We start from the raw sequence: 19,644 nt of genomic DNA, 5'->3' as shown, positions 1-19,644 counted from the left end.
CGGTCAGTCGTCCAGCTTTTCGCCCGTCGCCTGCTCCCAGCGCATCTTGAAAACTTCCCACTCCGCCTCCTCCTGCGAATGGAAGACGCGGTTGTGGTGGATCTTCAGGGGCTGGCCGCGTTGTGCCGGCAGTTCCGCCAGGACGAACTCCTCATGCGGGCGGGTGCAGACCAGGACGTACTTGCCGGCAGGTTCCTGCCCGCGCAGGCGGGTCAGCACCCGCTGCAGTTCCGGGCTGTGATGGCCGACGGGATTGCTGCGGAACTCTTCGACCAGCTGCCTGTCGGCAGGGGTGATCTTGTATACCGACATCTGGCCCTCTCCCGAACCGGTCGCCCGCGGCGAACACGGCGGATCTTCGCTCTCACCGGGCGCCCGCCACGATACTACGACAGTAGGACGTCGGCATGACGTCTGTCCATCTTTGACGGCCGGCAGGACCTGGATGGCGCTGTTGGGAGAATCAGTCCGCGCCGCCACCCCCCGTCTGCAGGGTCCGCGCGACGAGTGGGTGCGGATGTTCGGCCGACATGCCCAGGCTGCCATAGGGTCGGGTCAGGATTTCCAGCAGATGGCCGTCAGGATCGGGAAAGTAGACGCCGCGGCCATCGTCCCAGCGGTTGACCTCTCCCGCCCGCTGGCGGCCGGGATCGGCCCAGTGGTCGAGGCCGCGGGCGACGATGCGCGCGAAGATCTCGTCGAACCCCGTCTCGCTGACCAGAAAGGCGTAGTGCTGGGGGACGATCTCTCCCGCCTTGTCGCGGAAGTCCAGGGTCAGCTCGTCACCGACGGTGACCAGGACGAAATGACCGAACGCGACCGGCGGCGGCAGACCCAGGATCTCTGACATGAAGAGGGCCGACTTTTCCTTGTCGCGCGCGGCGACGATGGTGTGGTTCAGCTTCGCCGTCATCCGTCTGGCCTTTCCGCCCCCGCCCGGATAATGCCTGCCTGACCGCCGGGTTCCCCCGTCGACAGGCACGGCCGGCCGGTGCAGCCTGTGCCGATGTTCGCCCCGCTCGCCGACCGCCGCTTCCGCCACCTGTTCGCCGCGCAGACGATCGCGCTGTTCGGCACCGGGCTGACCACGGTCGCGCTCAGCCTGCTGGCCTTCGATCTGGCCGGCGGCGATGCCGGCGCCGTGCTGGGCACCGCCCTGGCGCTGAAGATGATCGCCTATGTGACGATCGCGCCGGTCGCCGGCGCCGTCGCCCACCGCCTGGATAGGCGGCGGCTACTGGTGGCGCTGGACCTGGCGCGGGCCGGCATCGTGCTGGCCCTGCCCTTCGTCACCGCGGTCTGGCAGGTCTACCTGCTGATCTTCCTGGTGAATGCCTGCTCCGCCGCCTTCACGCCGGTGTTCCAGGCCAGCATCCCCGACGTGCTGCAGGACGAGGAGCGCTACACGCAGGCGCTCTCCCTCTCCCGCCTGGCCTACGAGCTGGAGAACCTGCTGAGCCCGGCCGCCGCGGCGCTGGCGCTGCTGGCGATCAGCTATGACGGCCTCTTCCTGGCCAATGCCGCCGCCTTCGCCGCCTCCGCCCTGCTGGTCGCCACCACCCGCCTGCCCGCCGCGCGGCCGCCGGAGCGGGCCGGCGGCATCGCGGAGAACCTGCTGTTCGGGATGCGGATCTATCTGCGCACGCCGCGGCTGCGCGCCCTGCTGGCGCTGGCCGTCGCGGTCGCCGCCGGCGGCGCCATGACCATCGTCAACACGGTGGTGATCGTCCGCGACCGTCTGGGCGGCAGCGACAGCGACACCGCCATCGCCTTCGCCGCCGCGGGTGCCGGCGCGATGGCCGCCGCTCTGGCCCTGCCGCGCCTGCTGCGCCGGCTGCCGGAGCGGCCGGTGATGCTGGCCGGCGGCGCGGCGATGGGCCTCGGCCTGCTGGCGGGGCTGCTGCAGCCCGGCCTTTCCGGCCTGCTGGCGATCTGGCTGCTGCTGGGCGCCGGCAGTGCCCTGGTGCAGACCCCGGCCGGGCGCCTGCTGCGCCGCTCATCGACGGAGGGCGATCGCCCGGCTTTGTTCGCGGCGCAGTTCGCCCTGTCGCATCTGTGCTGGCTGGCCACCTACCCGCTTGCCGGCTGGGCCGGCAAGGTGCTGGGGCTGGAGGCCGCCTTCGCGATCCTTGCGGCGCTCTGCCTGGCCGCGACCGCCACCGCCCTGCGGCTCTGGCCATCGCCGGACCCGCAGGTCCTGGCCCACAGCCACGAAGCGCAGGACCATGCCCACCTCCATGTCCACGACGACCAGCACCACCGGCACGCGCATGAGGGCTGGGAGGGGCCGGAGCCGCACAGCCATCCGCACCGGCATGCGGCAGGGCGTCATGCCCATGCCTTCGTGGTGGACCTGCACCACCCGGCCTGGCCGCAGCGGTAGGGGCGCCCCGCGCGGGGCGCCCCCGCCCCGGGGCCCGGCTACTCCGCGGCGCCCTTCATATAGCCCTTCTGGACATCCTGCCCGCGGGCATAGTCGGGCTGGTAGCGGACATTGGCGTAGTGGGACGCCTGCTCCGCCTCCTGCGCGCGGCGACCGAGCTCGGCCGTGTCGCCAAAGCCCAGCACCTCGCGCGCCAGCTCGGTCAGCGGGCCGTCCACCTGGTACTCGGTCCGCTGCATGGTCAGCAGGTTGATCAGGTAGAGCGGCGTGCCGTTGAACTTCTCGAACATCTCGTGGCGGCTGCCCCATTCCGTCAGGAAGCGCTCGCTGATCTGACGGAAGATCTTGATCCGGTCCCGGGCGCTGATCTCGGCGCCGCGCAGGGCATCGGCCAGCTTCGGGCCGATATAGGGATCGTCCATCTCCGCACGGGTCGGCTGGATCACCACGCCGCGCCCGCAGAAGTCGATCAGCAGGTTCACCATCCGGTGCTGGTTTTCCAGGTAATGGGCGCGGCCGAAATCCACATAGATGTTGTTCGGCTTGTACAGGCCGCCCGGGGTGGTGAAGCCGGTTTCCTCCGCCGCGATCATGAAGGCGCGGCAGGTCTCGCGGAAGCGGATGAGTTCGGCGATCTGCGCCTGCACCATCGGGTTGCCGCTTGTGCCCAGCGAGTGGGTCAGCAGCAGGGCCAGCCCCACCATCAGCTCGGCATGCACGCAGTGCCGGATCTGGGTTTCCAGGTGGACCCAGTCGAACTGGCGCTGCGGATACCATTTGGCATGGTCGGGATTGCCGATGTGCTGGACCTGCGACCAGGGGATCAGGACATCGTCGAAATAGACCATCGCGTCCAGTTCATCGCCGATCACCGCCAGAGGCCGGTCGTAGGGATCGGCATCCGGTGCCGCGTTCGACTTGCGCGCGACCACGCTGATCCCCTTGGTGGCGATCGGCACCAGCGCATAGATCGTCTGCTCCGGCGTCTGGCCGGGCCGCCACAGATTGCCGATCAGCAGGTGGTTGACGAACGGGACCGAAGTGCCGATCGCTTTCCAGCCGCGCACCAGGATGCCCTCGTCCGTTTCCTCCAGGATCTTCAGCATCGGCGTGTCCGCCATCGCGTCGTCGCGACCGCGGTCGTACTGCACGTCCAGGAACATCGGCGAGATCGCCAGGTCCTTGCTCGTCACCTCATCCCACTGACGCTCGATATTCCCGGACAGGTCGCGATGGCCGTTGCGGAAGCGGGAGTTCTCGTACCAGGGCGTCGGGTCGTCGACCTGGGTGAACATCACCACGTTCATGCCGGCCGGCGGCCGGGTGAAGATGCCGCCCTTGAAATGCCGGGCCAGGAAGTCGGTGTATTTCCGGCGCCGCGCGACGTCCTCCTTCGACCGGGGCAGGAACCAGTGCATCGACTGCCGGTCGCCGTACCGGTCGACAAAGGTCGCAACGTCGCGGTTCGCCGGGTCGAGATGCAGGTCGTAATAGTCCGCGATCGCCCGGGCATAGCCGCGCGTCGCGGGATGGGTCGTCAGATCCTCGATCAGTTCGCCGCCCACATAGACCTTGCGGCCGTCACGCAGCGATTGCAGATACTCCTCGCCTGTCCTCATTGCCATGCCTCCCTTTCCTGCTGGCTGGTCCTTGGCTGAACGTCAAATCCGTTGATGCGGGCTTATTTGCGGAACGCGACCTGGCCTGCCGGCGATGCGGCGGGCGCTGCGGCAGCGGCATCGATCTGGATCCCGCGCTGGTACTGCCCCTCGCCGTACAGAAGCGCCGGCCGCGGCGGCGGCGCCAGAATCGACAGCACCGAACCGATCATCACGAAGTGGGATGCCACCGGCTTCGCCTCCTGCAGGCGGCAGTCGAACGTCGCGAGCGAGGCAGGCAGGACCGGCATGGCGACAGGGCGCGGCAGGGCAGCTGCCGGCAGCACATGGTCGTCCAGGTACTTGGCGACCCCGGGCCGGGCACAGAGGCGGGACAGCTCCACCTGCGCATCGCTGAGCAGGTTCACCGCGAACCTGCCGTCGCGGATGGCGTCCTCCGCGGTCACCGTGCCGTTGCCGACGCAGACCAGAAGGGTCGGCGGCGATACGCTCACCACGCTGAAGGCGCTGACGGTCATGCCCCAGGCACGCCCCTCGTGCAGGGTCGTCACCACCGCCAGCCCGCCGACCGCGCGGCGCATCACCGAACGGAAATCCTCCGTTTCAGCCGCGCCATCCACGTCCCAATCCGACGTCACGTCGCCGCCGCTCTCCGGCCATTGCCCGTCCATGCCGCCCTCCATTCCCGTTCTCCCGGCACGTGCCGGGCGCGTGCACCGCACCGATTGCCGCGGCACCCGTGCCCCCGATTGCAGGTCGGGAACGAGGCTAGGACTGCTCGAACTAGCCGTCTAATCGATATTCAGTAATCTATATATTCATGTGGTGGATATATGGGGTGGACGATGAACCTCCGATCGGTCGACCTGAACCTGCTTGTGGTGCTCGACGCGCTTCTGGCGGAGTGCAATGTCAGCCGGGCCGGACGCCGCATCGGGTTGAGCCAGCCGGCGACCAGCGCCGCGCTGGGCCGCCTGCGACAGATCTTCGGCGATCCCCTACTGGTCCGTGCCGGCCGCGGGCTGGTGCGCACGCGGGTGGCGGACGACCTTGTCATTCCGTTGCGGGAGACGCTCGGCCAGGTCGAACGGCTGATCGTGGAACGGCCCGAGTTCGATCCCGGCACGGCGGACCGGAGCTTCACGATCAGCGCCTCGGACTATGCGACCCTGGTGCTGCTCGCGCCTTTCGTCCGCGCCCTGGCGGCGGAAGCGCCGGGCATCACGGTCGACCTGCTGCCGCGCTTCCGCGACGTCAACGAGCTGCTGACGAGCGACCGCGCCGATATCGTCATCGAGCCGCGCGAACTGATCGGAACGTCGCGCTTCCCGTCACGGCCGCTCTACAGCGACCGCTGGCTCTGTGCGGTCGATCCGGGCAATCCGCTGGTCGATGGCGACCGGCTTTCCCTGTCGCAGTACCTGCGCCTGCCGCACATCACCTACGGCATCGGGCTCGACCGGCAGCCCAGCCTGGCCGACCAGCATCTCGCCGGGCTCGGACTGAAGCGCAGGATCGAAGTCACCCTCGAGAGCTTCCTGCTGGTGCCGTTCTTCCTGCACGGCACCGGCATGGTGAGCGTCATGCTGGAACGCGCCGTCAGGGCATTGTCGGACCATGCCCCGGTGCGGACATTGGAACCGCCGGTCGCGCTGCCCGACATCCACGAAGACATGTTCTGGCACCCGCGCCACACCCACGATCCGGGCCATCGCTGGCTGCGGCGCAGGTTGCAGGCCGCCGCCGATGCGCTGTAGGCGCCGTGCCCCTGCCGCAGCCGGTCAGGCGGCGCGGCGCAGCGCGCGGCCGGGGCGCGCGTCGGTGGCGGCGCCGTCGGCCCAGACCACCTCACCGTTCACCGCCACCATGCCGATGCCGGCCGAGGTCTGGATCGGATTGTCGAAGCTGGCGCGGTCGATCACAGTCGCCGGGTCGAACAGCACCAGGTCGGCCCAGGCGCCGGGCACCAGCCGGCCGCGGTCGCGCAGGCCGAAGGTTTCCGCCGGCAGGCCGGTCATGCGGCGCACCGCTTCCTCCAGCGGCATCAGGTTCAGCTCCCGCACGTAATGGCCCAGCACCCGTGGGAAGGTGCCCCAGAGCCGCGGATGCGGTCGCGGGTCGGTCGGGATGCCGTCAGAGCCGATCATTGCCATCGGGTGGCGCAGGACGGTCTGCACGTCGGCCTCGTTCATCATGAAGTAGATCGCGCCGGCCGGCTGCAGCCGCACCGCCATCTCCTGGTCCGACAGGCCATGCTCCGCCGCCAGGTCGTGCAGGTAGCGGCCGCCGGCATCGGGCATCGCCTCCGACCAGGTGATCATCACCTTCTCCGCCATGTCGATGCGCTGCGGCAGCAGCACGGTGGAGCCGGCGGCATAGGGATAGACGTCCAGCGCCACCTTCTGCCCCGCTGCCGCCGCGTCGATCTGCGCCAGGGACCGCCTCACCTTGCCGAAGTTCTTCCGGCCCGTGGCCTTGTGGTGGGAGAAGACCACCGGCAGCGCGCCCTCGCGGCCGATGGTCAGCGCCTCCGCCACCGATTCCTCCAGCGCGTCGCCTTCGTCGCGCAGGTGGGTGGCGTAGAGCCCGCCGGCGGCACCCGCCACCTTCGCCAGGGCGACGATCTCTTCGGTCGGCGCGGCCTGGGCGGGCGGATAGAACAGGCCGGTGGACAGCCCGATCGCGCCGGCGCGCATCGCCGCCTCGACCTGCGCCGCCATCGCCGCCGTCTCGCCCGCGCTCGCGGCGCAGTCCAGGTCGCGGCCCATGGCGCCGTAGCGCAGGGTCTGGTGGCCGACCAGGAAGACGGCGTTGGTCACCGGGCGGGCGGCATCGACCGCCTCCAGGTAGCGGCCGAACTCCGCGAAGCGGAACCATTCGACGCCGAGCAGGTCCAGCGGCGGCACCGGACGTTCGTCGGTGACCAGCGGCGCCAGGGAGACGCCGCAATTGCCGGCCACGACGGTGGTCACCCCCTGGCTGACCTTCGGCGTCATCGCCGGTGCCGACAGAAGCTCGCGGTCGTCATGGGTATGGACGTCGATGAAGCCCGGGCAGAGCACCTGGCCGGTGCCATCGATCTCCCGCTCGCCGGTCACGTCGCCCAGCGCGCCGATCGCCTGGATCCGCCCCTCCGCCACCGCCAGGTCGCCGCGCATGGCGGGGCCGCCGCCGCCATCGACGATGGTGGCGCTGCGGATCACGAGGTCGGCTTTGTCGGGCATGATGGCGTCCTGTCGGGAAGTCAGTGGAGATGACGGCGGATATAGGCGCCGCCGGCGGCGACCGCGGCCAGGAAGACCGCCAGTCCGATCCACGGCCCGGCCGCGCCGTCCGCCAGGTGGGAGAGCTGCAGCGGGTCGCCGCTGCCGGAAACCACGATCAGCACCGCCATCAGCACGCCGAACAGCGAGGCGCCGACGATCATCCCGGCGGAGACCAGGGTGCCGGTGCCGCCGGCCGCCTCCTCCGCGTCGGTGGCGGAGGCGTGGCGGCGGCCACGCTCGATCAGGTGGTTCAGCAGGGCGCCGGCCAGGATCGTGACCGAGATCATCGAGGGCAGGTACATCGCGATGCCGACCGCCAGCGGCGAGGCCTGCAGCTGCCAGCCGAAGCGGTCGGCGATACCGTTCCAGACCACCAGCACGATGCCGCCCGCGACGCCGATGCCGATATAGGTCCAGTTCAGGGTCTCCGCGACGATGCCGCGGCCCAGGGTCTGGATCATCATCGCCTGCGGCGCCTGCAGCACGTTGTTCGGATTCATCCCGGCGCGCGGCATCGAGCCGCCCATGCCATAGGCTTCGTACAGCAGCTGCAGGATCGGCGGCACCACCAGGGCGCCGACGGCGACGCCGAAGATCAGGCTGGCCTGCTGCTTCCAGGGCGTGGCGCCGACCAGCTGCCCGGTCTTCAGGTCCTGCAGGTTGTCGTTGGCGATCGATGCGACCCCCAGCACGCCGGTCGCCATGAACACGGCGGCGGCGACCAGGAACACCTGCAGCAGGTCGTCGCTGCCGTCCTGCGGCCCGAACCAGAGCGACAGCACCACCGCCCCGCCCAGCAGGGCCAGCACCGCGATACCGGAGATCGGGCTGGAGGAGGAGCCCAGCAGTCCCGCCATGTAGCCGGCCGCCGACGCGGTCAGGAAGCCCGCGACAAGGACGTAGAGGGTGGCGAAGACCACCAGCGCCCAGTAGGTGCCGCCCGCGATCTCCGCCGGGCCGTCGGCCATGAAGACCAGCATCAGCCCCGCCACCGGCACCAGCATCGCCAGCACCAGCACCGCCATGATCGGCGGCGGCATGTCGCGTTCCTCCCGCGGTACCGCGGCGCCGCCGCCGGCGCGCATATGGGCATAGGCGCGGACGGAGGCCTTCATCCCCTCCCACAAGGGCCGCAGCAGGACCAGCAGGGTCCAGATCGCCCCGAAGCCGATGGCGCCGACGCCGATGAAGCGGACATCGTCGGACCAGACCTTGCTGGCCACCGCCTCCGCCGACATGTCGGCGGGCCAGGTCATGGTACCCGAAAGGATCGGCACGGCGACGAACCAGGCCAGGATCACGCCGACCAACAGGCCGAAGGCGGCGCGCAGCCCGATCAGGTAGCCGGCGCCGACCAGGGCCAGCGAATATTCAATGCCGATGCCGAAGCGCGCCTCGCCGATCCGCCACCACAGATTGCCGGCATCGGCGGCCAGCCGGAAGCCGTCGGTGACCAGCGCCACGATGGCGGCAATGGCGGCACCGAAGGAGATGTCTCGGAGGCCGCCCAATGCGCCGCCTGCCTTGGCTCCCCCTGGACCGGCCTTGCCGCACTGACTGCCTGCGCTGTCTGCCTCGCCCGCTTCCGCCTGGCCGGCGCGCAGCACCTCGGCGGCGGCGACACCTTCCGGATATTTCAGCGGGCTCTCCACCACCATCGCCCGGCGCAGCGGCACGGTGAAGATGACCCCCAGGATGCCGGTCGCCGCCGTGATGATGAAGACCAGCCAGAACGGAAAGCCCTGCCAGAAGCCGACCATCACCAGCGCCGGCAGGGTGAAGATCACCGACACCACCGCAGCGCCGGCGGAGGCGATGGTCTGGACGATGTTATTTTCCAGGATGCCGTTATTGCCCAGGCTGCGCAGCAGCGCCATCGACATCACGGCGGCAGGGATCGAGGTGGCGAAAGTCATGCCGACCTTCAGCCCGAGATAGGCGTTGGAGGCGGAGAAGATCAGGGTCAGCACCGCCCCCAGGACGAAACCCCGAAGGGTGAATTCGCGCAAGCCTTCGGTCATGGCGCCCCCGTACTGTCCGCCCCCCTGCTCTATCCCGGGGCAAGGCGAGCCTAAACCGGCCGCCGCGCACTGCCTAGCGCCCGCCCGTGATCTCCGCATCGGCGGGATGCCGGCCCAGCCAGCGGTCCAGGGCCGGCTGGTCGGACCGGCGGCGGGCAAGGTCGTAGTCGAGCAGGAACTCGTCGAGCTGCGGCGGCGGAACCGCACTGCCCGACAGCATGGCATGGGCCTGGCCGCGATGATGCACCTGGTGCAGGAACAGGTGCATCAGCAGGTCCCCGACCCGTTCGGCATCGCTGCTGTCGTCGCGCGCCACCGTCACGCGCACCTGCAGCCCGGCATCGTCGAGGCCGGCGCAGAGGGCGACGATCTCCCGGTCGGCAGCCATCTGTGCGGCCGTCAGGTCGGCAAGCCGGGAATGCGGAACCTCGTCGGAAAGGTCGGGACCGGGTCGCCGCAGCAGGAAGGCGAGGTAGTAGAGGTCGACCAGCAGGATGTGGTTCAGGGTCTTCTGCAGCGAGGGGAAGAAGCCGGTCCGTGCCGCTGCGAATTCGTCGTCATCCAGCCGCGCGCAGGCGGCATGCAGCCGCAGGTTCGACCAGGCATTGTTCTCCGCCAGGCGCCGGACCTGCATCGCCAGCGGGCCGGGCACCCCGGGCGCCTTCATCCCCGCGCCAGCCAGGCGTCCCGCAATTCGCCCTTCAGCACCTTCCCCATGGTGTTGCGGGGAAAGTCCTCGCCCGCGACCGCCAGGTCGGCGAGCCGCTGGTGCTTCGCCAGCCGTCCGTTCGCCCAGTCCTTCAGGGCCGCCGCCTCGACCGTCGTGCCGGGGCGCAGGGTGACCAGGCCGACCGGGGTCTCGCCCCATTTCTCGTGGGGCACGCCGATCACGGCGGCGTCCAGCACCGCCTCATGGGCGCGCAGCACCTCCTCGATATCGACCGGGAAGATGTTGAAGCCGCCGGAGATGATCATGTCCTTCTTGCGGCCGCGCAGGGTGAGGTAGCCGTCGGCATCGAACTCGCCCACATCGCCGGTGCGGATGTAGAGCCGGCCGGCCGCGTCGCGCCAGACCAACTCCGCCGTCTGCTCCGGGCGGTTGTGGTAGCCGCGCAGCAGGCCCATGGAGGTGCCGACGATCTCTCCCGCCTGGCCGGCGGGCAGTTCCTCGCCCTCCTCGCCGACGATCTTCAGCACCGTGCCGATCATTGCCCGACCGACGCTTTCCGGCCGCTGCCGCTTCTCCGCCGGGCCGATCATGGTGGCAACCCCTTCGGTCAGGCCCCAGAGTTCGAAGAAGCTGTCGGGGAAAGCCGCCAGCACCCGCTTCTGAAGCCCCTCGCCCAGCGGCGCGCCCGCGGACAGCACGGAGCGGAAGCAGGACAGGTCGGTCTCCGCCGCCAGCGGGCTGTCCAGCAGGGCCTGGAACTGGGTCGGCACCAGCAGCGCCTGGCTCGGCCGCACCTGCGCCACGATGCGCAGGAAGGCGGCCGGATCGAACTTCGGCATCACCAGCATCGCGGTGGCGGAGCCGATGCAGGCCAGCATGCTGGCCCAGGAATAGTTGCTGTGCGGCGGCACCGTCTGCATGGCGATGCCGCCGGGTTCGAAGCGCAGCGCGCAGGCCAGCGAACCGGCCTGCCAGATCCGCGCCTGGTGGCTGTGCACGATGCCCTTCGGCACCCCCGTCGTGCCGGAGGAATAGACGATGTTGCACCAGTCGCGCGCCGTCAGCACGACGTCCGGCGCGGTGTCCGGGGCATCGGCGATGAAGCGGTCGAACGGGACCATGCCGTCCGCGCCGCCGGCCTCCGCCACCACCCGGCGGGCGGGCGGCCAGCCCTCGGTGCGCATCACGGCGGCGGCCATCGCCTCGTAACCCTGGCCGGCGAACAGGACCTGCGCGTCGCAATCGTCGGCCAGGCGGCGGATGATCTCCGGCGTCAGCAACGGCGAAAGCGGCGCCACCACGCCGCCGGCGCGCAGCACGCCGAGAAGCGCGGTATAGGTCCAGCCGGTATTGCCGGCCAGCAGCGCGACCCGCTGCCCTTTCGCCAGGCCGCCGGCCCGCAGCGCATTGGCGACCCGGTTGACCGCCGCGTCGAAGGACGCCCAGCTGGTGGCCTGCCCGTCCTGAATCAGGGCCGGCTCGCCGCCGCGATGCCGGGCATGGGCGGCGACATGTTCGCTGATCCCCAGGAAGGGGACCGGCAGCATCCAGTCCGCTTCCGCCACACCCGTCTCGGTCCCCGACTGCGTCGCGGCGTTCATGCGTTTCCCCCAGTTTGCTTATTCGGGTTTCTTGTCGGCGCGCAGGCGGCTCAGGCCGTCAGGCCGAGCGCCCGGGCGTGGTGGCGCAGATGCGCCTCCATGAAGGTGGAGATGAAGAAATAGCCATGGTCGTAGCCGTCCCGCCAGTGCAGCTCGAACGGCGTGCCGGTGGCAGCGCAGGCGGCCTGCAGCGCCTTCGGCTTCAGCTGCTCGTCCAGGAAGCCGTCGGCGCGGCCCTGGTCGACCAGCAGCGGCGGGCCCCGCCACGCCGCGCGGCCGGAGCGGACCAGGTCGGTGGCGTCCCATGCCGCCCAGTCGGCGCGGTCCGGCCCCAGGTAATTGCCGAACGCCTTGTGGCCCCAGGGGCAGTCCATCGGGTTGGCGATCGGCGCGAAGGCGGAGATCGACCGGTAGCGGCCGGCATTGCGCAGCCCCAGCACCAGGGCGCCGTGCCCGCCCATGGAATGGCCCATGATCGAGGCCCGTCCCAGGTCGGCCGGGAAGTTGGCCGCCACCACCTGCGGCAGTTCCTCCACCACATAGCTGGCCATGCGGTAGTGGCCGTCCCAGGGCGCCTGCGTGGCATCCACGTAGAAGCCGGCGCCGGTGCCGAAGTCCCAGTCGTCATCCTCCCCCGGCAGGCCCAGGCCGCGGGGGCTGGTGTCGGGCGCCACCAGCATCACGCCGAGTTCGGCGGCGATGCGCTGGGCGCCCGCCTTGATCATGAAGGTCTCTTCGGTGCAGGTCAGCCCGGCCAGGTAGGTGACGACTGGCACCTCGCCCTCGGCTGCCTGCGGCGGGGTGTAGACGGCGAAGGCCATCTGCGTCCCTGTCTCCGTGGAAGCGTGCCGGCAATAGGCGGTCTCGCCTTCGAACGCCTTGTGGCGCCCGGTGATTTCGAACGACATGCGCAGCCCGCCGCTCAATAGGTGACGACGGAGCGGATCGACTTGCCCTCATGCATCAGGTCGAAGGCGGTGTTGATCTCCTCCAGCGGCATCGTGTGGGTGATCAGGTCGTCGATGTTGATGCGGCCGTCCATGTACCAGTCGACGATCTTCGGCACGTCGGTGCGGCCCCGCGCGCCGCCGAAGGCGGTGCCGCGCCAGACCCGGCCGGTGACCAGCTGGAACGGCCGGGTGGCGATCTCCTGCCCGGCGCCGGCGACGCCGATGATGATGCTCTCGCCCCAGCCCTTGTGGCAGCATTCCAGGGCCTGCCGCATCACCTTGACGTTGCCGATGCATTCGAAGCTGTAGTCGACGCCGCCGCGGGTCATCTCCACGATCGTGCCGACGACGTCGTCGGTCTTCGACGCATCGATGAAGTCGGTCATGCCGAACTTCTCCGCCAGCGGCTTGCGGGCGGGGTTCAGGTCGATGCCGATGATCCGCGTGGCGCCGGCCATCCGCGCGCCCTGGATCACGTTCAGGCCGATGCCGCCCAGGCCGAACACGGCGACGGTTGCGCCGGGCTCCACCTTCGCCGTCCAGATCACCGCGCCGATGCCGGTGGTGACCCCGCAGCCGATGTAGCAGACCTTGTCGAACGGCGCGTCCTTGCGGATCTTCGCCAGCGCGATCTCCGGCAGCACGGTGTGGTTGGCGAAGGTCGAGGTGCCCATGTAGTGGAACAGCTTGTCCCTGCCGATGGAGAAGCGGCTGGTGCCGTCGGGCATCACGCCCTTGCCCTGGGTGGCGCGGATCGCGCCGCAGAGATTGGTCTTGCCGGAGGTGCAGAACTCGCACTGCCGGCATTCCGGGGTGTAGAGCGGGATCACATGGTCGCCGGGCGCCAGGGTGGTGACACCGGGCCCGACATCGACCACCACGCCGGCGCCCTCGTGCCCCAGGATGGCGGGGAACAGCCCCTCCGGATCGTCGCCGGACAGGGTGAAGGCGTCGGTGTGGCAGATGCCGGTCGCCTTGATCTCCACCAGGACCTCGCCCTCGCGCGGGCCCTCCAGCTCGACCTCGTGAATTTCCAGCGGCTTGCCGGCGGCGGTGGCGATGGCGGCACGGGTCTTCATCTCGGTCTCTCCCGAATGGTCGGTCTGTGGGGCCGGTGCCTGGCAGAACGTCGGCCCCGGCGAAACGGCGGCCGACACGATAGCCGATCGCAGCGGCGGGTCGAACCCCAACACTGCAGACCCCAATGCCCGGAACAGCGCCCTCCGGCATTCCCCGTTGACACGATTCACGGGGCTTCGCAAAAGGGTGCGGCTGGCCCCCGTGGGAGCCGGCCTGCCCATGGCCGGATGAATTTGCCTGCCGCCCCGGAGTGACCGCCCGTGCACCTGTCCGAGAAAGAGTACCTGTTACTGCGGCGCTTGCTGGCGGAGGCGAAGGGCGCCGACGACGCGCTGATGCGCATGCTGGAGCTGTACAACAAAGACAACGAGAACCACAGCGCCCTGCTGAACCATCTTTGTCACCTGTTCCGCGACCACGCCGTCGCGAACCGGATCGTCGGCGACTTTTTCAACAATCGGCGGATGTGGGTGCAGGCGCTGCCACCGTATTATCGCAGCATCGCCGCCGGTCTCGACCCGCGGTCCTACTTTCCGATCTTTGTGGCGCCCTTGAAGGGAATGCTCGAGAAATATGGCCTGGAGCAGGCGCGGCGCGACGTGCTTGCCGGCCTGAACCTGGAAGGCCTGCTGACCGCAGCCGACCTGATGGCCTACGAGCCGGAGCGACCGGACCCCGCCGACTTCCGGCGGGCGCTGACAGACGCGGATGCGACCGTCGGGGACACGGTACGCAGCGGCCGGCCGACCTACGGCCTGCTGCTCTGCAACTACAATGATGCCGCGCACCTGCCGCGCTCACTGTCAGCCATCGCCGCGCAGACTCGTCCCTTCGACGAGATCGTGGTGGTCGATGACGGCTCGACGGACGACAGCCTGGCTGTGATCGCGTCCTTCGCCGACCGGCTGCCGCAATTGCGGCTGCATCGCCTGGAACGCAATGTCGGTGTGGTGCAGGCCTACGACATGGGCCTGAATCTGGTCACCACCGACTTCCTGCATCTCGCTGCGGCCGACGACTTCATCATGCCGGGCTTCCTGGAGCATCTGGCGGCCGCGGGTGACAGATGGCCCGCATCCGGCGCAATCTTTTCCCATTTCAAGGTCCAGCAGCGGGTCCTGAAGGTCGCCGACGAGTCCTGGCGCCTCAATCCCTGGGCGGACTTCCGGGAGATCGAGGGCTATGTGTCGCCGTCGAGAATCTTCGACTTGCTGGACAAGCGGCTGATCTGGATCAACGGCAACAGTGCCCTCTATCGCACCGACGCCTTCCGCGCGGCGACCGAGGCGAAGCCGGAACATGGCTATCTGGCCGACTGGCTGGCCGGCATCCGGGTGATGCTCAATTATGGCGCCAGCTTCGTGCCGCGCGTCCTCAGCGAGTATTCCGTCGACGGGGACCGCTTCGCGTTCCGCTCAATGAACGAACCGGCACGCAACGCAGCCACCAGCCGCAGCGTGATTCGCGCGCTGCTGGCGCCGGAGGGCCCGCCGACCCATGCCCTGACCAAGGCCTTCTTCCAGGTGCGGCCGAACTTGTTCGAGCATATCCCCGGACTGGTCAGCATCGTCCTGCCGACGACACCGGTCGCGGCAGGCATCTGGCTCGACCATCTTGACTACTACCTCTCGCGCGGCCGGGACTACAAACCGAGGCCGTGACACCTTTCCTGGCCGTCGGTCCAAGGACCCCAGGCCCTGTCACAAGCAGGCGGGTCTGCTTGCGGGTTCGGCGAGGGCGTCGCCCTTCCTCGGGTCCCGGATGCGGCAACGGAGGCCAGGGTTCGACCCGCGGGTTGCGGATTGATAGGATATGGGCCATTCGATAGCTGGAGGTCGGCACCAAACCTGATCGGTCTTGAGTTGCGGCCAGTGCTGAAGATTTTGCCGGACCGCCCTGCCGTTCTTGCCGATACGGCACCGCTCGGCGAAACCTGCCTGCCTTGAGACGCACGGCCTCGGCCATGTTCGCAGGCTTGCAATTGCACCTACCGGAGCGTAGTGCCGGGCCAACGGAGCCAATAGAGTGCGCGAATCGCAGGCCATTCCGCACTAAGCCGGTCCGGCGCCGGGGAACGGCACGAAACCTGCTTCCGGTTGAGCCAGAATTCGAACAAGGGCCAGTGTCACATGGGTCAACTCGACGTCCTGCTCGTCAATCCGCCCAGCAGGCTTGAAATCTACCAGTCCCTGTCGAACGAGTTCGCAGCGATCGAGCCTCCGGTCTGGGCCGGCCTGATCGCCGAATTCATGCGTCGCAAGGGCTATTCGGTCGGTATGCTGGATGCCGAGGCGGCCGGCCTGACCCACGAGCAGGCGGCCCGCCAGATTGCCGAACAGTCGCCGCGCCTGGCGGTCTTCACCGTCTATGGCCTGCAGCCATCGGCCAGCACGCAGTGCATGCCCGGCGGCGCCAAGACCGCCCGCGCCCTTGCCGACCTGGAGCCGGACCTGCCCACCCTGGTGCTGGGCACCCATGCCTCCGCCCTGCCGAAGCGGACCCTGCTGGAGGAGCCGTTCACCTTCGTCTGCCAGGGCGAAGGGCCCTATACGGTGCAGGGCCTTGTCGACGTGCTGAAGGACGGCAGCCGGGACTTCGAGAAAGTGCCCGGCCTCTGGTACCAGGACGCCGACGGCGTGGCCCGCGCCACCAAGCCGGCGCAAAACATCAAGAACCTGGACGAGGAACTGCCGACCCAGGCCTGGGACCTGCTCGACATGTCGAAGTACCGGGCGCACAACTGGCACAGCTTCCACGACCTCTCCAGCCGCAACCGCTACGCCTCGGTGCAGACCAGCCTGGGCTGCCCCTACAAGTGCGAGTTCTGCTGCATCAACGCGCCGTTCGGCCGCAACGGCATCCGCTACTGGGAGCCGGAGACGATCCTGAAGCAGATCGACCATCTGGTGGAGACTTACGGGGTCACCAATATCAAGTTCCCCGACGAGATGTTCGTGCTGAACAAGCGCCATGTGCTGGGGATCTGCGACGGTCTGATCGAGCGCGACTACAAGGTCAACATCTGGGCCTATGCGCGGATCGACACCGTGCAGGACCAGTTCATGGAGAAGCTGAAGCGCGCCGGCATCAACTGGCTGGTTCTGGGCATCGAATCCGCCAGCCAGTATGTCCGCGACGGGGTCGCCAAGGGCGCCTTCACCGAGGACGATATCTTCGACATCGTGCGTCGGATCCAGAGCCACGGCATCCACATCATGGGCAACTACATCTTCGGGCTGCCCGACGACACCCTGGCCTCGATGCGCACCACCCTGGACATGGCCAAGAACCTGCACACGGAGTGGGCCAACTTCTACAGCGCCATGGCCTATCCGGGATCGCCGCTCTATGCCGAGGCAGTGCGCCGCGGCTGGCCGCTGCCCGACCATCCCGGTGGGCCGGGCTGGATCGGCTATTCGCAGCACGCCTTCGACACCATGCCGCTGCCGACCGACACCCTCTCCGGCACCGAGGTGCTGGCGTTCCGCGACCGGGCGTTCGACGAATATTTCTCGGACCCTGACTACCAGGCACTGGTCCGAAAGACCTTCGGCCAGGAACCGGTCGACCAGATCCAGCGGATGCTGGCCCACAAGCTCAAGCGGCGGCACCATCAGGCCCCCTCGGCCGCAGCCGAGTAGGGCGACCAGCCAGGCGGAAGGGCGCCGGCGCAAAGCGGGTCCGGGACCGATCCCCGGCTGCAGGCCGCGGCACCGCCTCGAGGAACAGCAATGACAGGCAAGAAGCTCGTCTACCTGAACGAATTCAACGTGCGGATGGGCCATACGACCTATTTCCCGTTCGTCTCGGGCATCCTGCACGCCTTCGCGGAGACGAAGCCGGTCGTGGCCGGGAATTTCGACTTCGCTCCCTACGTGTTCTACATGGACAGCCTGCCGCAGGTGCTGGGCCAGTACGACCGCAAGCCCAACGTGGCCGCGTTCTCCGTCTCCATGTGGAACGAGCAGCTGAGCCTCCAGGTCGCGGCGGAGCTGAAGGCGCGCTGGCCGGACGTGCTGATCGTGTTCGGCGGGCCGCAGGTGCCGCACCACCCCGCCGACTACATGAACCGGTATCCGTTCATCGACGTGGCGATCCGGGCCGAGGGCGAGGATGCCTTCGCCCAGACCCTGGAGCGGCTGCTGGAGAGCCGCGATTTCCGCGACATCCCCAACGTATCGTTCCGCAAGGACGGCGAGATCCTGCGCAACCCGGAGACGATCGAGTTCGTACGCTCCCTGGACGAGTATCCCTCGCCCTACCTGGAGAACAAGTACGACTACATGATGAGCGCCTACCCGGACATCGAGTTCCAGGCGATCATCGAAACCAACCGCGGCTGCCCGTTCCTGTGCACGTTCTGCTACTGGGGCCGCGGCGGCACCACGCGCCGCTACCGCTATCACGACCTGGACCGGGTGTTCGCGGAGATCGACTGGGCGGGCCGGAACGGCATCCGCTACATGTTCAACGCGGATTCCAATTTCGGCATGCATCGCCGCGACCGCGAGATCGCGGAATTCCTGGTCGAGACCAAGAAGAAGTACGGCTTCCCGGAGAAGTTCCGCACCTGCTGGGGCAAGAACACCGACCAGGCGATCCTGGAGATCGCCTCTCTGCTGCATGCCCATGACATGGAAAAAGGTGTCACCCTGGCGCGGCAGACCAACACCAAGAAGGCGCTGGCCAACATCAAGCGCGGCAACATCAAGCTGGAGACCTACGAGAACCTCCAGCACCAGCTCAACGACATGAAGATCCCGGTCTATACCGAGATGATCCTGGGCATGCCGGGGGAGACCTACGAGACCTGGAAGACGGGGCTGGAACAGCTGCTGCAGGCGTCGCTGAAGAACCAGATCTTCGTCTACCAGTGCGAGGTCTATCCCAACACCGAGATGCACGACCCCGACTATCAGGAGAAGCACGGCATCCGCACCCGCCAGATCGAGCTGCGCGAGATCCACGGCTCGATCCGCAGCACCGAATGGGTGAAGGAATACCAGGACATCATCGTGGAGACCGGCTCCATGCCGCTGGCGGACTGGCGGCGAATGACGCGGCTGTCCACGGTGACCATGCTGCTGCACAGCATGAAGCTGGGCTTCTTCCTGATGTCCTATGTCGCCGACCGATACGGCGTCGACTATATGGACTTCGTCGAATACATCGCCGAAGGCCAGTTCCCGGTGGAGGCGCCGATCCTGCGGCGCGAACTCGGCCAGATCGACGCCTATACCGACAACCTGCTGGCCGGCGGCGGCCGCGGTGTCGAACTGCCGGAATACGGTCCGATCTACTGGGACATCGAGGAAGCCTGCTTCCTGCGCATCTCTGCGGAATACGACACCTTCTTCGCCGAACTGGACGCCGTGACCCGCGCCTTCCTGGCAGCCCATGGCCGTGACGTCGTCGAGGCGGAGCTGGACGAGGTGATGCGGTATCAGCGGCTGCGCATGGCGTCCGAGAACGACGGCCCGCCGAGCGAGCATCATTTCCGCTTCAACATCCCGGACTATTTCGAACGCCGCTACGGCCTGTCGCCGATCCCGGTCCGGGAGGAAGCGCAGTCCCTGACGATCATGCCAAGGCAGTTCGACGGGGACCGGCTGCGCTTCGCACGGGAGGTCCTGCTCTGGGGCCGCAAGAGCGGCACCATGCTGGTCCGCATCGACCGCGAGGACGAATCCGAAGTCGCCCTGTCGCCCGCGCATGGCAATACCGCCGTCGCTGTCGAAGCGCAGGTTTCCGCCGGCTGAATGCCTGGCTGCACGTCATCCCGCGGGATCAGCGCTGTGCCGTGGGCGGCCACTGGCATGCCCCGGTGGGCCGGAAGGTGACCTCACGGGACCCGAAGGGCCGGGCCTCCTGGATGACCGATGTCTGCGGGCCATCATCCTCCAGCACCCCGGCACGCGCATTTTTCAGGTTCAGGCGACATGGCGGTGGCCGGGACTGAAGCGTCCACCGTTGACGGTTCCGGAATGCCGCCTGGAAGCGCAGACATTGGGCCCCTTATCTGCTACCCCTTGCCGAACCACGGAAGCCGGCCCT

15 protein-coding genes are annotated in these 19,644 nt (G+C 68.3%); 5 read left to right on the top strand and 10 right to left on the bottom strand.

All coding sequences use genetic code 11. The features are described from left to right. Positions 1-3: 3 nt before the first annotated feature. Together ACFOGJ_RS16585 and ACFOGJ_RS16580 are read right to left on the bottom strand one after the other, a co-directional pair. Positions 4-312 carry a hypothetical protein gene (locus ACFOGJ_RS16585; RefSeq protein WP_379902376.1) on the bottom strand — a complete coding sequence of 103 codons (309 nt, stop codon included), beginning with the start codon at positions 310-312 and terminating at the stop codon, positions 4-6. A 151-nt stretch (positions 313-463) separates the two neighbouring features. Continuing rightward, positions 464-913, bottom strand: a complete 450-nt coding sequence (locus tag ACFOGJ_RS16580) for a VOC family protein (protein ID WP_379902374.1) — start codon at positions 911-913, stop codon at positions 464-466. Positions 914-1,006: 93 nt separating this feature from the next. Between ACFOGJ_RS16580 and ACFOGJ_RS16575 the strand changes: the two genes are divergently transcribed. Further along, a complete protein-coding gene (locus ACFOGJ_RS16575; RefSeq protein ID WP_379902372.1) occupies positions 1,007-2,383 on the top strand; it encodes an MFS transporter in 1,377 nt (458 codons plus the stop codon). Positions 2,384-2,421: 38 nt separating this feature from the next. Here ACFOGJ_RS16575 and ACFOGJ_RS16570 read toward each other — a convergent pair whose 3' ends face one another. Next, positions 2,422-4,008: a 4-hydroxyphenylacetate 3-hydroxylase family protein gene (locus ACFOGJ_RS16570; RefSeq protein WP_379902370.1), complete on the bottom strand. Its 1,587-nt coding sequence runs from the start codon at positions 4,006-4,008 to the stop codon at positions 2,422-2,424. A gap of 56 nt (positions 4,009-4,064) precedes the next feature. After that, a complete protein-coding gene (locus tag ACFOGJ_RS16565) occupies positions 4,065-4,685 on the bottom strand; it encodes a flavin reductase family protein (RefSeq protein ID WP_379902368.1) in 621 nt (206 codons plus the stop codon). A 162-nt stretch (positions 4,686-4,847) separates the two neighbouring features. Between ACFOGJ_RS16565 and ACFOGJ_RS16560 the strand changes: the two genes are divergently transcribed. Next, on the top strand, positions 4,848-5,759 hold the full coding sequence (locus ACFOGJ_RS16560) for a LysR family transcriptional regulator (protein WP_379902366.1): 912 nt from the start codon (positions 4,848-4,850) through the stop codon (positions 5,757-5,759). A gap of 24 nt (positions 5,760-5,783) precedes the next feature. Here ACFOGJ_RS16560 and ACFOGJ_RS16555 read toward each other — a convergent pair whose 3' ends face one another. The 6 genes from ACFOGJ_RS16555 to ACFOGJ_RS16530 form a co-directional block, all read right to left on the bottom strand. After that, on the bottom strand, positions 5,784-7,226 hold the full coding sequence (locus tag ACFOGJ_RS16555) for an N-acyl-D-amino-acid deacylase family protein (RefSeq protein WP_379902364.1): 1,443 nt from the start codon (positions 7,224-7,226) through the stop codon (positions 5,784-5,786). 20 nt (positions 7,227-7,246) lie between these two features. Beyond that, positions 7,247-9,289, bottom strand: a complete 2,043-nt coding sequence (locus ACFOGJ_RS16550; RefSeq protein WP_379902362.1) for an OPT family oligopeptide transporter — start codon at positions 9,287-9,289, stop codon at positions 7,247-7,249. Between the two features lie 73 nt (positions 9,290-9,362). Further along, positions 9,363-9,956, bottom strand: coding sequence for a DinB family protein (locus tag ACFOGJ_RS16545; RefSeq protein WP_379902360.1), 594 nt, complete (start codon positions 9,954-9,956; stop codon positions 9,363-9,365). After that, positions 9,953-11,560, bottom strand: coding sequence for a class I adenylate-forming enzyme family protein (locus ACFOGJ_RS16540; protein WP_379902358.1), 1,608 nt, complete (start codon positions 11,558-11,560; stop codon positions 9,953-9,955). Before ACFOGJ_RS16540 ends, ACFOGJ_RS16545 begins: the two co-directional genes overlap by 4 nt. A 50-nt stretch (positions 11,561-11,610) precedes the next feature. After that, a complete protein-coding gene (fghA, locus tag ACFOGJ_RS16535; RefSeq protein ID WP_379902356.1) occupies positions 11,611-12,468 on the bottom strand; it encodes an S-formylglutathione hydrolase in 858 nt (285 codons plus the stop codon). Positions 12,469-12,482: 14 nt separating this feature from the next. After that, positions 12,483-13,589, bottom strand: a complete 1,107-nt coding sequence (locus ACFOGJ_RS16530; protein WP_379902354.1) for an S-(hydroxymethyl)glutathione dehydrogenase/class III alcohol dehydrogenase — start codon at positions 13,587-13,589, stop codon at positions 12,483-12,485. Between the two features lie 261 nt (positions 13,590-13,850). Between ACFOGJ_RS16530 and ACFOGJ_RS16525 the strand changes: the two genes are divergently transcribed. The 3 genes from ACFOGJ_RS16525 to ACFOGJ_RS16515 all read left to right on the top strand — a co-directional run bounded on the left by ACFOGJ_RS16525 (position 13,851) and on the right by ACFOGJ_RS16515 (position 19,349). Further along, entirely contained in the window at positions 13,851-15,251 is a 1,401-nt protein-coding gene (locus ACFOGJ_RS16525) for a glycosyltransferase family 2 protein (RefSeq protein ID WP_379902352.1), read from the top strand. 468 nt (positions 15,252-15,719) lie between these two features. Beyond that, a complete protein-coding gene (locus ACFOGJ_RS16520; RefSeq protein ID WP_379902350.1) occupies positions 15,720-17,231 on the top strand; it encodes a B12-binding domain-containing radical SAM protein in 1,512 nt (503 codons plus the stop codon). A 90-nt stretch (positions 17,232-17,321) separates the two neighbouring features. After that, on the top strand, positions 17,322-19,349 hold the full coding sequence (locus ACFOGJ_RS16515) for a B12-binding domain-containing radical SAM protein (protein ID WP_379902348.1): 2,028 nt from the start codon (positions 17,322-17,324) through the stop codon (positions 19,347-19,349). The last annotated feature ends 295 nt before the right edge of the window (positions 19,350-19,644 follow it).

Source organism: Marinibaculum pumilum (assembly GCF_042646425.1).
GTDB classification, from domain to species: Bacteria; Pseudomonadota; Alphaproteobacteria; order Ferrovibrionales; family Ferrovibrionaceae; genus Marinibaculum; species Marinibaculum pumilum.
Note: the sequence above shows the minus strand (reverse complement) of the source record. Positions and strands in the feature narration are given on the sequence as shown.